Genomic DNA, 12,877 nt, shown 5'->3' with positions numbered 1-12,877 from the left:
ATCAGTGCTGACGCTTACGGGCGTCAATCTCGTCAATGATGCGGACATACATCTTTTCATTGAGGTTGTAGAAACACCCCATGGCCACAATCGTGACCACGGCTAACGCACCGGGATAAATAAACATCAGTTGCTTCAGGCCCTCGACCGTACCGGCGCGCTGGACAACGTTAGGCACGTAGCCAATCTGGGTCAGCATCCAGCCGGGGAAAAAGCCCGCCAGTGCCTGTGAGACCTTACGGAAAAAGGTGAAACCGGTATAAACCGTGCCTTCAGAACGCACGCCCGTCCGCCATTCCCCGTATTCGACCGTATCAGAGACTAAAGCCCAGTTAAGACTGTTCACAAAGGCAGATCCAAAAAAAGCCAGACAGGAAAACACGATGAAACTGACGGAACCGCCCCCATAGCAATAGTTGAGCAGATCGCCCACGACCCAAATCAGCAAACCGCCGATATACACTTTTTTCTTACCAAAGCGCCTGACGGCGCCGGGCATCATAAAGACACCGATAAAAATGCAGCCCATGCTAAAGAAGCCCATCCATGACAGCAGGATGGGATCGTTCAGAACGTACTGGGTGTAATAGACCTGAATCGCCAGCTTGACGTTGAACGCCCCCAGTGTGCACAGGTTGGCAATACAGAGAATAAACAGCGGACGGTTACCCGCGATAGCGCGGAAGGAGGCTAACAGGCCCGGGTTTTGCGTGGGGTGGGCAGACGGCTGTTCGACATAGCGCTCCTTTACACCGGCATAGCACCACCACATAAAGAACAAACCAAATGCCGAGAAAAGTGTGGCTGCAGCGATATAGCGGAACTGCGCGCTGCCTTCTGCCAGGTTCATCACCGGCACAAAACCCACAGTACAAATCAGTAACCCCAGCGTTGCACCGCCCTGCCGCCAGGCGGCCAGGGAGGCGCGCTCATCAGGATTTTTGGTGATGGCGGGCACCATCGCCCCATACGAACAGTTCATCATGCTGAAGAACAGGCCATACAACATAAACAACACCGTGGCGACGACCGCTTTACCGGTGATTTCAAACGGCGTACCGATAAAGTTGGCGACAGCCAAAAGCGTGACCGGAAACGCGGCGTACAAGACAAACGGCCGGAACTTCCCTTTCGGGCCAATCCTGCGCCGCGAATCCAGCATGATGCCCGTGCCCATATCGGTAAACGCCGTGAAGAATTTGGCGACCAGAAAGATAATTCCGCCGTACGTTCCCGGCAGCTCCAGCACATCGGTATAGAACTTCAGTAAGTAAAGCGTCCCGATATCTAACAGGATGTTAGAACCCAGATCGCCCATGCCATAGGCCACTTTTTCCCGGAACGGCAACCGCAGCGTCGCAGGCTCGCCGGCAGAAGATACAGTTTGCTGATTCATGATGGTTCTCCGGTTTACCCGCCCGCCTGGCGGGTAACCTTGCTCAGGATGAAGGGGAAGCGTTTTGCTGCTGTGTTTCCGCTTGCTGCTGTGTTTCCGCGCGTATCGCCGCAACTTTTTTGCCCAATACCCACTGCATAATCGCCAGCAGGCCAAACACCGGCACCAGTACCGACCATGCCGGAATCGCCAACGCCCCCTTGATCAGCATGGCGCCGGATGCGATCAGCAGCAGGAGCACCATCAGCCGGAAAGTGCTGACAGAGATGCGTTGGTGAACATACTGGCCCACCAGCGAGCCCAGGATCATGGTGGGCACGCAGAACAGCACCAGCTTGACGGTTGACAGCGTTAAGATGCCGCTGGTCGTCAGGCCGCCAATAATGGCGATGTTACTGGCGGTAAAAAACGCATTGAGCGTGCCACGAAACGCCGCTGGAGCCAGATTTCTCAACATGCCATAAATCACTACCGGCGGGCCGTTGGTCGCAAAAGCCGACCCCAGAGCGCCGGCGATGATGCCCGTCGGCACCACTAGCCAGTTTTTGTCACAGACGGGCAGACGAGGAACAAACAGGCTGTAAAACGCGTACAGGATCAGGAAAGTGCCCAGCCCGGTTTTCATGATGTTGTCCGGGAAACTGGCGAGCGCATAAATCCCCAGGGGAATGCCGGCAAAGGAGAACAGGATAAGCACCAGCGCAGATCGCCAGTGGGTTTCGTTACGTGACAACCAGGTGGCATATAACGCAGTGGCTGTCCCGACAATGACCGACATAGGTGCCGCCATTTTGACCGGCAGCAACAAGGTGATCAGCGGCATCGTCACCAGCGCGCCACCAAAGCCTGCGCAGATACCGATGAAGGTATACAGGAACATGATGGCGATGATGATGCAGACAACCTCAATACTCAGCTCAAGCCCGTCGGGAGTAAAAAGCGTGAAGAAATCCATACCCTTTCTCCTTTATCGCGTCGAACCGGCACTGTCGATCAGCCGTAATGAGGCAAATAACGCCTGCCATTCACTTTCAGCCCGGTAAAATACGGGCGGCTGGCCAAGCGGTGCGGCCACCGTGATCTCGCCACCGTTGGCCGCTTCACCGGTCCAGAGGTTTATCCAGCGATCCTCCGGCAGATAGAGCGTCCAGTCGTGGCGGCCCTCTTCATACACCGGCGCGACCAGCAAATCACGACCAAACAGGTACTGGTATTTCAGCGAGTAGGTGCGGGCATCCGCTTCATAGTGCAGGAAAAGTGGCCGCATAACAGGCAGACCACTGCGGGCATTCTGCGCCACCGCCTGCCTGATGTAAGGCTTTAAGGAAGTAAAGATCGTCGACATACGGGCAAAATGCGCCATGGTTTCGTCATCGCTGTCAAACTGCCAGTTATCGCCGGGACGGTTACCTTCATGGGTACGCATCATGGGCGTAAAGGTGTTGAAATCACACCAACGCAGCAGCAGTTCTTTGCTCCGTTTCATACCGTAGAGCGTGGTATAGCCACCAATGTCACTGTGATGCAAACCGTGCCCACTCATTGCCAGCGACAAGGCGGCAGGCACTACCGACGCGAGGCCATCGTCCAGACTCCAGTCAACGTTTTGATCCCCGGCCCACATCATCACGGCGTATTTCTGACTGCCGGTATAACCCGCGCGCATAAAATAGAGCGTTTCGCCGAGCTTGCCGGTTTCTGCCAGCGCGTCGTAGTTACATTTTGCCCACAGCGCAGGCCAGGCATTATGCATAATCTCGGCGTGGACACCGTTATGCAGAACCGTATCGGTTGGGAGATATTCGCCAAAATCCGCCATCCAGCCGCCACAGCCCAGGCCGATCAGATTTTGTTTGATAACCTCTTTGAACCAGTTATAAGCATCAGGATGAGTCAGATCGACAACGCCCGCATAGAACTCACCAAATTCAACGTGGTAGTCCTGACCGGAAGCCGTTTTGGTGAGATAGCCGTGCCGGGCGGCCTCGTCGCACAGAGGGCGATCGCTGGCGACATAAGGATTGATATAAGAGAGAAACTGGACGCCTTCGGCTTTCCATTGCTGAATGCGTGTATCCAGTTGCGGATAGAGTTCGCTGTCCCACTGCCAGTTCCACATGACACGTTTGCCAAACGACGTCATGCGAATACCGGACCAGTCCTGAGCCCAGATACCGTTAACCTTCACACCCGCCTGACGCATCTTGTCTAACTTCTGCTGACACACGTCGGTGCCGCCCTGAATGCCCAGAATCACGCCATCGTAAACCCAGTCAGGCAATTCAGGCTGGCGGCCCAGCAAGGCGCTCAGTTTTTCCAGCAGCGCAATATAGCTGTCGGCGCATTCAAAGCGTAACGTCGCGCGGTTTTCCCAGAACGCCAGTTCGTGATAATCGGGTGCGCTGAAGTCAAAATTCATGTAGCCGCTGTTGTCCACATGGCAGTAATACTTCTGGCTGCTGACGAAGGTGGGCTGAGGGAAAAACGTCCAGTAATAATCGCCGCCGGCATTCTCCGCGCAGTCCGCCTGCCAGGTAACATAACTGTTTTTATTCCGTCCGACGCCCTGCTCACTGGTCCAGAGCGGGAACGGTTTCCCGCGCAGGTCAAAACAGGAAAACTGTTCGCCGCAGCCGTAGATGTGATCCGCCTGCTGCGCTGCCAGCCGTAGCCAGATGCGGTTATGACTGTCGGCGTCATTATTTAGTGTGAGCAGTAAACGCCCGCCGGCATCCAGCCCAACCGTCAGCGTGGCGCTGATGACGTTGCCGCGCGAGAAACGGATGTGCCAACAGTCGGCCTGCGACGTCATGGTGACCTCAGTCAGAGCCAGCTTTTCATTCAGCCGATCTTTGATACTGAAGTTGCCACGAAACATTTTAATGTCGGCCCGACCGTGCCCCATCCACAGACAGGGCGCTTCCGGGCTGTGGCTCAGAATAACGCGGCCGTGATAAACCAGTGAAAAGCCGTTATCAGTGGCAGTGAGTTTTACCCCTGCCGTTTCAAGATGTTGTAAGTGCATACTGGCCTCTTAGTTGTAGGGTAAGGCGGTAAGGTGATCTTTATCCGGGGCGATCGCAGCCAAGGGTGAAGGCCAGCCGATGCGTCGCCTGCGGTGCGAGCCAGACCAGATCAACGCCGGAGTTAAACGCATCAGGCGGGCAACTCATGGGCTCGGTTGCCAGCCCGGTGCGGCCCAGTTTTTCGCCGGTGTAAATTTGCAGCCAGGGCTGATCGCTACGTAAGTAAACAGAAAGGGACGGCTTCCGGCTGGTCAGGCGCACTTCCCACTGCTGGCCGTCCGTGCCTGTGCGAAGGCTGTCATCAATTTGCGTTGCGCCGAGCAGACGTGGGGAAAGGAAATCGCCTTGCGCTATCGCGGCAGGCAACGTGAGCAGGCACTCGTCCAGCGGCATTCTGTTGCAGGTCAGATACGGGTGCGCACCTGCGCCATAAGGAGCAGGTTCACGTCCTGTATTTTGACTGTCGAGCGTCACCAGCAGGCCCTGCATGGCATCCAGCCGGTACGTCACCGTTGAAACCAGGGCAAACGGATACCCGTAGCTGGGCGGTAAAAAGATTGTCAGCCTCGCTGTGCTGTCGGTATGTTCCGCAATCTGCCAGTCACGCCACGCCAGCAAACCGTGAATGGCGGTTCCCCCTTCGTGATCATTGATCGGTAAATGAAGCCATTTACCGTTATGGTACCAGGTGCCCTTCGCGACGCGATTGGGCCAGGGAATCAGTACCTTCCCCATGTGCGCCAGCGGCAGGGTTTCAGGGGAATGGGGGAGCACCAGATGCTGACCTGCGTATGTCAGTTCAGCCAGACCCGCGCCCACGGTGACAAGGGTGGCCTGATAGTCTCCGGCCCGCAGTACAAGGGTTTTTCCGCTGCTGTGCATAGCTGGTACTCCCGTCTGTTTTGGAATTATTTTGCGTTACAGTCCAGTAATCCGGCGGCGACAGCGGGAGCCAGGCCCGGTGCCAGCGGAAGGCGTGGGATGACCAGGCAATGCAGCAGGTGATAGATATCCTGTTTGCCGTCCCAGACTTTGGTCGTCACCTTGTTTTCGCAATCCAGTTCCTGCCACCAGGAACCGTTTTCGAAGTCCATCAGATAGGTCATGCAGTAGTCCCACCACTTCTGATACCAGGCTTCGTATTGCGCCTCACCGGTGACGGTATACAGCGCATAGGCGGTTCCCATCGCTTCGACGATAGGCCAGCGTACCCGCTCGCGCACCACGGGCTTGCCGTCCCAGTCCACGGTATAAACGAAACCGTCTGCACCATCGGGCGCCCAGGCATCACGCAGGGTGGCGTGAAATAACCCTTTGGCATCTTCCACTAACCAGGCCGGTGGGGTTTCAAAGCGCGCTTCAAGCGCGGCGTGCAGATGCAGCATCAGTCGCCCCCACTCAATCCAGTGGCCGGGCGTGCCACCATAAGCACGGAAGCGGTGGGCAGGGTTGTCTTTGTTGTAATCGCGCAGTGGCGTCCAGTGCGTGTCAAAGTGTTCATTCACGCGATAATTATTTTGACGCGCGACATCATGGATGATTACGGACGTGACGCGCAGCGCGCGATCCAGCCATTTCTTATCGTGCGTGACGTCATACACGATCAGGAACGCTTCAACGGCGTGCATATTGGCGTTCCCTCCCCGGTAGTCTTCGGTCTTGCTGAATGCCTCGTCCCAGGATTCCAGGCACATCTGCTCGTCTTCACTCCAGAAGTAACGTTCAATGACCTTGATCGCCTCATCCAGCAATGGACGTGCCGCCGGATGACCGGTGGTAACGGCGCTGGCGGCGCCCAGCAATACAAAAAAATGCTGGTAGCCCTGCTTGGAGGCATCGAGAACGCCTTCATCGTTGACGCAGGCGTACCAGCCGCCATATTTTTTATCGCGAAGCGCACCGTTTAACGCATTGATACCATGTTCAACCAGTTGATAAGCCCCGGGCCGCCCCATTGAGGCCGCCACCGCATAGACGTGCAACATGCGGGCGGTGATCCACAGGTGCGTTCCCTTATCGGGTTTGACCTGACCGTTATTACCCAGCCAGCCAAATCCGGTTGGCACCGCCGCATGCTTGCCAAAACTGAAAATCCGATCGGTTTCCTGTTCGAGCCAGCGATTGTGGCTTAAGGTGTTAAACCATTTCATCTGCTTCTCCCTATTAACGTTTCGCCATCATTTCATCTACGATCTCGCCCAGCCGTTGCAGTCTGGGAACAGAGATATCCCGCAGCATCAGGTCGGTATCGGGCAAACCAATAACCGAAGACCAGACTGCGCGGCCCGCCAGGAATCCGGAGGCACCCGCCTGCATGGCGACTCTGACGGCTCGTGGGAATAATTTTTCGTCAATGCCAGAGGAGAGGATGACCCACGGCATCATGATCAAATCGTTAAGTTTCTGCGCGGCCGTCAGCAGGTCGGCTTGTGAACCTTTGCCGTACAGCGGCATTTCCACCTTATAAAGATCCGCTCCGCTGTTACCCAGTTCCTTCGCTGCAGCGAGGATCGCCTGCTCGCGATCGAAGCGATCGCCCCGGCGCGGCGGTCTGACAACGGGTTCGATAATGCTGAGCAGACCATGGCGGTGACAGCGCGCAGTGAAGGTATTCACCATATCGAGCCGCTGCTGTGCGTCTTCATCGCTGCGCCACAGCACCAGCAGCTTGAGCGCCTTTGCCCCGTCACGTTTGACGGCCTGAGGATCGACGCGGTGATCAATCTCCACACTGTCAACCGGAATGCCGTTACCCGGTATAAACGCATCCGCCGCGACAATGATGCCGCAACCGGGCGACACAGCCCGCTGCTCCACAATCTGCTGAAAGCAAAATTGCTGATCCACCAGGATGGCGGAGGCATAAGGCGATAACACGCTGGCGGCATTCACTTTGAATTCGGTCAGAACCTGATCGCTGACCGGCTGTGGCGCACCCGCGGCGGCAAACATCAGCCGCATCGCTTCACGCTGATCCACAGCCAGCATGGCGAAACCACCTGATGGCCGGGCGATGTCTTTAAGGGTGTAATGAGTCATGTGCTTTCCTCTGATTAAGCGTCACAAGGAGTTGTCGAAGGTGAGAGGCCTGCGCTGGCGCGCACGTGTTCGAGAAGGGCGGTCCAGTCCTGACGTCCGCGTCCGGCGGCGCGCGCCTGGCTGTAAACCTCACGTGAGGCGGCCCCGAGCGGCATGGGCACATGCAGCTGGTTAGCCACATCCAGCGCGATGCCCAGGTCTTTATGAGCCAGATCGATCATAAAGGCCGGTGACAGGTCGCCTTTCAGCACCTTATTTGGCCAGGTCGTGGTGAAGTGCCCCTTCCCTGCTGGCGTGCCGTTCATGACCTGTAGCGCAACGTCCAGCGGCAGCCCCAGCCCTTCACACAGCACCGCCGCCTCTGCAGAGAGCGCATTCAGGGCGATACTCATGTAGTTATTAATCAGCTTGACGCGAATCCCCATGCCCGGTCCGCCAGCCACCACCACCTCATTTCCCATAGCCAACAGCAGCGGTTTTGCCCGCTCAATCTGTTGCAGTGTTCCGCCTGCCAGCAGCAACAGCGTGCCGGCGATAGCATGATCGGATGTACGCCCAACCGGCACGTCCATCATGCTGAAGCCGCTCGCCCGCATCTCGTTAATCATCTGGTCGGTCTGTAGCGGATGGATCGTCGACATATCGATCACCAGTGCCGAAGGCGACAGGGTGGTACAGACGCCCTGATCACCTGACAGGACAGCGCGCACCAAATCGCCATTGGGCAGCATGGTGATAACGAATTCAGCCCCTTCGGCGGCCTCGGCTGGAGAACGGGCAGCCTGTGCGCCTTTTTCCACTAACCTGGCAACCGCCTCGGGATTGACGTCAACCACCCTGAGCTGATGGCCCTGCTTAAGCAGATTGCTCGCCATCGGCGCCCCCATTTGCCCCAGTCCAATAAACGCTACTTCCGCCATACCGCTCTCCCAAACCCGATGAATGTCACATTTTGTCCGATATATGATTTTTACTGTCTTTTTCGGATCATATTTGTAATTTATGGTCAAAAAATTGACAGGTGTCACTTTTAAAACATTTGATGAAATTAAAATGACAGCACGAGAAAATGTCTGAGGAAGAGTGATGACGCGCATAGCTTGTGTAGGGATCACCGTACTGGATCGCATCTGGTACCTGGAAACGTTACCGCATCAGGGCGGAAAATATGTCGCCAGCAACTATCGGGAAGTCGGCGGTGGCCCGGCGGCCACGGCAGCCGTCGCGGCTGCAAAGTTGGGTGCGCAGGTAGATTTTATTGGCCGGGTCGGGGACGATGACACCGGGAAAAGGCTGCTATCCGAGTTAAACAGTTACGGCGTAAATACACGTTATACAAAGATTTTTAAAGCTGCCCGCTCCTCGCAATCTGCCATTCTTGTGGATGCTGAAGGCGAACGTATCATCGCCAACTATCCCAGCCCGGATTTACCCGACGAGGCAGACTGGCTAACGGAAATCGATTTTTCTCAGTGGGATGCCGTGCTGGCGGATGTCCGCTGGCATCAGGGCGCAAAATGCGCCTTTACGCTGGCACGCAGGTCCGGCGTTCCCACCATTCTGGATGGCGATGTGACGCCACAAAACATTGCTGAACTGGTAACGCTGAGCGACCACGCGGCGTTTTCCGCACCCGGTTTGCAGCGCCTGACCGGTATGGAAAGTGACGCCAGTGCGCTGAAAAAAGCACAAATGCTCACAAAGGGACATGTCTATGTGACACAAGGCGTTCAGGGTTGCCTCTGGCTTGATGCGGGCAGATTACAGCATCAGCCAGCTTTTCATGTCAGGGTGGTCGACACGACCGGTGCCGGCGATGTGTTTCATGGCGCACTGGCATTCAGGCTGGCCCAAAAGCCCGCCGTGGCGGAAGCGGTGCGCTTTGCCAGCGCTGTCGCGGCCTTAAAATGTACGCGCCCGGGTGGCCGGGCCGGTATTCCCGATTATGAGCAAACCTGTTCTTTTATGTCAGTTAATGGTTAAACTGACAGCCAAAGTGGTCTTCAGAGAGCAGCTCATGATCCTCACGGACGTAACCGGTAATCCTCGCCACGATCGTTTACTCAGCCTGATCGCCGAACGTGGCTACATGAATATTGATGAACTTGCGGTGCTACTGGATGTGTCGACGCAAACGGTACGCCGCGACATTCGCAAACTCAGCGAACAGGGATTGATTACCCGTCATCATGGCGGCGCAGGCCGCGCATCCAGCGTGGTCAATACCGCCTTTGAACAGCGCGAAGTCTCACAAACCGATGAAAAACGATCTATCGCTGACGCCATCGCTGACTACATTCCTGATGGTTCCACGGTGTTTATTACGATTGGCACCACCGTGGAGCATGTGGCCCGCGCCCTGATGAACCATAAGCATCTGCGGGTTATCACCAACAGCCTGCGGGTGGCACATATTCTGTATAAATGCCCCCAGTTTGAAGTCATGGTGCCCGGCGGCACGTTGCGCCCACACAATGGTGGCATTATTGGTCCGGTGACCACGGCCTTTGTGGCCAGTTTCCGGGCGGATTATCTCGTCACCAGCATGGGCGCCATTGAGAGTGACGGTGCGCTGCTGGAATTTGACGTCAATGAGGCCAACGTTGCACAAACGATGATGGCGCATTCGCGTCATATATTGCTCGCCGCCGATCATACTAAATTCCAGGCCTCGGCCGCGGTGGAGATGGGCAGCGTGGCGCAGGCGACAGCCCTGTTCACTGATAAACTGCCGGGTACGGCGCTGCAAAACCTGCTAAAAACCCATCAGGTTGAAGTGATCCTGGCTAAGCCGGGTGGCGATGAGGGGGCGGAATAATTAACCCCGGCAGTGCCGGGGTTAGCGTGTGTTTAGCGGAACTTCTTGTGGTTTTCGTTACGGATAGCAGCCAGTTTTTGCGCTTCTGCTTTGGCTTCATCCAGCTTGCCCTGTTTAGCCAGTGCATCGGCTTTATCAATCTGGGCAATCAAATCATCCATGCCTTTGTGAAAGTCTTTCATTTCCGGGCTGTCCGGTGCTTTGCCTTCCAGTTTGTCCGGGGTGCCTTTTTTGGCATCTTCGGCTTTGGCGCGCAAATCACCTAACATTTTGTGCAGCTGATCGGCGCTTTTCGCCCCATCCAGCGACTTGTAAATACCCGCCATCTCTTTCATATCGTGCTCAAGAGAAGCCGCACCGGCGGTGACATTAACAGATAACAAGGCAACAGCTAACAACGACATAAACGCTTTACGCATGCTCAGCTTCCTTTTTATTGTGAAAACGCTGCTTATAAAAAAGCGGAGGGTCGATGCCCTCCGCTTGCTATCGCCTACACAACTTAAAAGAGATTTTACTGTCCGGCAATATACATTTCGGGTAACAGAACAGAACCACACTGAATATTGCTGCGGGTTTCAATGTCATCGCCTACGGTAACAATGTTCCGCCACATATCGCCTAAGTTACCTGCAATCGTAATTTCACTTACCGGATACTGAATCTCGCCATTCTCCACCCAGAAACCGGCTGCGCCACGCGAATAATCGCCCGTGATGGCGCTGACGCCCTGTCCCATCAGTTCGGTCACGACCAGCCCGGTGCCCATCTGCTTCAGCATGTCGTTGAAGCTGTGCCCCTGACCGGCGATGCGCCAGTTATGAATGCCGCCCGCGTGACCGGTGCTGGTCAGGCCCAGCTTGCGCGCAGAATAGCTGGTCATCAGCCAGGTTTGCAGCACGCCATCTTTAATGATGTCGCGGGCCTGTGTACGTACGCCTTCGCTGTCAAACGGCGTGGAGGCCAGGCCTTTTAACAGATGCGGCTGCTCCTGAATGGTCAGCCATTCAGGCAGAATCTGTTTGCCCATCGCATCCAGTAAGAATGTGGATTTACGATAGACGCTGCTGCCGCTGATGGCGCCGACCAGATGGCCGAACAGGCCGGTCGCGACTTCCGGCGCAAAAATGACCGGCGCTTTCATGGTATCGAGCTTACGCGGTGCCAGGCGCGACAGCGTCCGGCGAGCGCACTCAGCCCCAACCCAGTCCGCGCTCTTTAAGTCCTCAATGGCGCGGCCAATGGTGTACGCATAATCACGCTCCATATTGCCGTCCTGCTCAGCAATGACGCAGCTGGACAGCGAATGACGGCTGGAACAGTAGCTTTGCAGCATGCCGTGGCTGTTACCAAAGACTTTGATACCGACATGGCTGTTAAAACTACCGCCTTCAGTATTGGTGATGCGTTTATCTGCCTGCAATGCCGCCTGCTCTGCCTGTGCCGCCAGCTGGATAGCATAATCGGCATCGATCTCCCACGGATGGTAGAGATCCAGATCCGGTGCGTCATAAGCCAGCAGTTCGGCATCCGCCGGGCCGGCAAAGGGATCCGGCGAGGTATAGCGTGCGATATCAATCGCCGCCTGCACGGTTCGTTTAATGGCATCCGGGCTGAGATCGGTCGATGAGGCACTGCCTTTACGGTTTTGGTGGTAAACGGTGATGCCCAGTGCGCCATCACTGTTGAATTCGACGTTTTCCACTTCGCCGTAACGGGTACTGACACCAATACCGGTGGTCTTGCTCACCGCGACTTCCGCGCCATCCGTACTTGCTTTTGCCAGTTCAAGCGCCTGTGCAATTGCCTGTTCCAGTGCTTTTCGCTGTTCTGCAACTTGAGTTGATACGTTCATCGACCTGCCGTCTAATCTTATGGTTGAATAATTTGAGTCTATCAGAGTCAGAGAACAATTTCGCAGTCACCCGATAAACTGGTAGGATTAGCCTCTTTTTTTTGGAGCCAGATATGACTAAGCAGCCTGAAGAGTGGCTCGATGATGTGCCCGATAATCACGAAGAAGAAGATGAAGAGATTATTTGGGTTAGTAAGAGCGAAATCAAACGCGATGCTGAAGAGCTGAAACGCCTGGGGGCCGAACTGGTCGACCTGGGGAAAAACTCGCTGGATAAAATTCCGCTGGATGAGCGTTTGCGTACCGAGATTGAACTGGCGCAGCGTATTAAGAAAGAAGGCCGCCGCCGTCAGTTACAGTTAATTGGTAAGCTGCTGCGCAGCATCGACGTTGAACCGATTCGTACCGCACTGGATAAGCTTAAAAACCGCCATAACCAGCAGGTTGCGCTGTTTCACAAGCTGGAAATGCTGCGCGATCGCCTGATTGAAGAAGGCGATGAGGCGATGACCGACGTGCTTGCCCTTTATCCTCAGGCCGATCGTCAGCAACTGCGTAGCATGATTCGTAATGCACAGAAGGAAAAAGCGGGTAACAAACCGCCAAAATCTGCCCGTCAGATTTTTCAGTACCTGCGCGAATTAGCAGAAGCCGTCTGACCCTGGCGGTGATGTGCGGCTGAGCAGTGCCCAGCCGCAGGGTTTTCTCTCCCCTCGTTCGGGGAGAAAAGGATCGGCTACCGG

At 55.7% G+C, this 12,877-nt stretch carries 12 protein-coding genes; 3 read left to right on the top strand and 9 right to left on the bottom strand.

The window, feature by feature from the left end; all coding sequences use genetic code 11:
- Position 1: 1 nt before the first annotated feature.
- From C7433_RS19955 to yihU, 7 genes are read right to left on the bottom strand one after another with little or no spacing between them, the layout of a single operon-like run.
- Positions 2-1,396: an MFS transporter gene (locus tag C7433_RS19955; RefSeq protein ID WP_033740007.1), complete on the bottom strand. Its 1,395-nt coding sequence runs from the start codon at positions 1,394-1,396 to the stop codon at positions 2-4.
- Positions 1,397-1,439: 43 nt separating this feature from the next.
- Positions 1,440-2,351 carry a sulfite exporter TauE/SafE family protein gene (locus C7433_RS19950; protein WP_006118334.1) on the bottom strand — a complete coding sequence of 304 codons (912 nt, stop codon included), beginning with the start codon at positions 2,349-2,351 and terminating at the stop codon, positions 1,440-1,442.
- A 12-nt stretch (positions 2,352-2,363) separates the two neighbouring features.
- The gene (locus tag C7433_RS19945) at positions 2,364-4,421 is read right to left on the bottom strand and encodes an alpha-glucosidase (RefSeq protein ID WP_110268768.1); all 2,058 of its coding nucleotides are present in this window, start codon (positions 4,419-4,421) and stop codon (positions 2,364-2,366) included.
- 40 nt (positions 4,422-4,461) lie between these two features.
- Positions 4,462-5,304: an aldose-1-epimerase gene (locus tag C7433_RS19940; protein WP_110268767.1), complete on the bottom strand. Its 843-nt coding sequence runs from the start codon at positions 5,302-5,304 to the stop codon at positions 4,462-4,464.
- A gap of 26 nt (positions 5,305-5,330) precedes the next feature.
- The gene (gene yihS / locus C7433_RS19935) at positions 5,331-6,572 is read right to left on the bottom strand and encodes a sulfoquinovose isomerase (RefSeq protein ID WP_033740011.1); all 1,242 of its coding nucleotides are present in this window, start codon (positions 6,570-6,572) and stop codon (positions 5,331-5,333) included.
- Positions 6,573-6,585: 13 nt separating this feature from the next.
- Positions 6,586-7,461, bottom strand: a complete 876-nt coding sequence (gene yihT, locus C7433_RS19930; RefSeq protein WP_110268766.1) for a sulfofructosephosphate aldolase — start codon at positions 7,459-7,461, stop codon at positions 6,586-6,588.
- A gap of 14 nt (positions 7,462-7,475) precedes the next feature.
- Positions 7,476-8,381, bottom strand: coding sequence for a sulfolactaldehyde 3-reductase (gene yihU / locus C7433_RS19925; RefSeq protein ID WP_110268765.1), 906 nt, complete (start codon positions 8,379-8,381; stop codon positions 7,476-7,478).
- Between the two features lie 166 nt (positions 8,382-8,547).
- On the opposite strand from yihU, the gene C7433_RS19920 reads away from it, so the two are divergent.
- Together C7433_RS19920 and C7433_RS19915 are read left to right on the top strand one after the other, a co-directional pair.
- Positions 8,548-9,444, top strand: coding sequence for a sugar kinase (locus C7433_RS19920; protein WP_110268764.1), 897 nt, complete (start codon positions 8,548-8,550; stop codon positions 9,442-9,444).
- 34 nt (positions 9,445-9,478) lie between these two features.
- Positions 9,479-10,279, top strand: coding sequence for a DeoR/GlpR family DNA-binding transcription regulator (locus C7433_RS19915; RefSeq protein WP_133745666.1), 801 nt, complete (start codon positions 9,479-9,481; stop codon positions 10,277-10,279).
- A 32-nt stretch (positions 10,280-10,311) separates the two neighbouring features.
- Here the strand turns inward: C7433_RS19915 and cybC are convergent, their stop codons facing one another.
- Together cybC and pmbA are read right to left on the bottom strand one after the other, a co-directional pair.
- Positions 10,312-10,698, bottom strand: a complete 387-nt coding sequence (gene cybC / locus C7433_RS19910; RefSeq protein ID WP_006118342.1) for a cytochrome b562 — start codon at positions 10,696-10,698, stop codon at positions 10,312-10,314.
- A 95-nt stretch (positions 10,699-10,793) separates the two neighbouring features.
- Positions 10,794-12,134, bottom strand: a complete 1,341-nt coding sequence (gene pmbA, locus C7433_RS19905) for a metalloprotease PmbA (RefSeq protein ID WP_006118343.1) — start codon at positions 12,132-12,134, stop codon at positions 10,794-10,796.
- Between the two features lie 113 nt (positions 12,135-12,247).
- On the opposite strand from pmbA, the gene yjgA reads away from it, so the two are divergent.
- Positions 12,248-12,793, top strand: coding sequence for a ribosome biogenesis factor YjgA (yjgA, locus tag C7433_RS19900; protein ID WP_033740015.1), 546 nt, complete (start codon positions 12,248-12,250; stop codon positions 12,791-12,793).
- The last annotated feature ends 84 nt before the right edge of the window (positions 12,794-12,877 follow it).

This window comes from Pantoea sp. PNA 03-3 (assembly GCF_003201175.1).
Lineage (GTDB): Bacteria > Pseudomonadota > Gammaproteobacteria > Enterobacterales > Enterobacteriaceae > Pantoea > Pantoea stewartii.
Note: the sequence above shows the minus strand (reverse complement) of the source record. Positions and strands in the feature narration are given on the sequence as shown.

Coding starts and splice junctions, on each gene's coding strand:
- yihU (WP_110268765.1), bottom strand. CDS start 8,381: ATGGCGGAAGTAGCGTTTATTGGACTGGGGCAAATGGGGGCGCCGATG.
- C7433_RS19915 (WP_133745666.1), top strand. CDS start 9,479: ATGATCCTCACGGACGTAACCGGTAATCCTCGCCACGATCGTTTACTC.
- cybC (WP_006118342.1), bottom strand. CDS start 10,698: ATGCGTAAAGCGTTTATGTCGTTGTTAGCTGTTGCCTTGTTATCTGTT.
- yihT (WP_110268766.1), bottom strand. CDS start 7,461: ATGACTCATTACACCCTTAAAGACATCGCCCGGCCATCAGGTGGTTTC.
- C7433_RS19950 (WP_006118334.1), bottom strand. CDS start 2,351: ATGGATTTCTTCACGCTTTTTACTCCCGACGGGCTTGAGCTGAGTATT.
- C7433_RS19955 (WP_033740007.1), bottom strand. CDS start 1,396: ATGAATCAGCAAACTGTATCTTCTGCCGGCGAGCCTGCGACGCTGCGG.
- C7433_RS19940 (WP_110268767.1), bottom strand. CDS start 5,304: ATGCACAGCAGCGGAAAAACCCTTGTACTGCGGGCCGGAGACTATCAG.
- yihS (WP_033740011.1), bottom strand. CDS start 6,572: ATGAAATGGTTTAACACCTTAAGCCACAATCGCTGGCTCGAACAGGAA.
- yjgA (WP_033740015.1), top strand. CDS start 12,248: ATGACTAAGCAGCCTGAAGAGTGGCTCGATGATGTGCCCGATAATCAC.
- pmbA (WP_006118343.1), bottom strand. CDS start 12,134: ATGAACGTATCAACTCAAGTTGCAGAACAGCGAAAAGCACTGGAACAG.
- C7433_RS19920 (WP_110268764.1), top strand. CDS start 8,548: ATGACGCGCATAGCTTGTGTAGGGATCACCGTACTGGATCGCATCTGG.
- C7433_RS19945 (WP_110268768.1), bottom strand. CDS start 4,421: ATGCACTTACAACATCTTGAAACGGCAGGGGTAAAACTCACTGCCACT.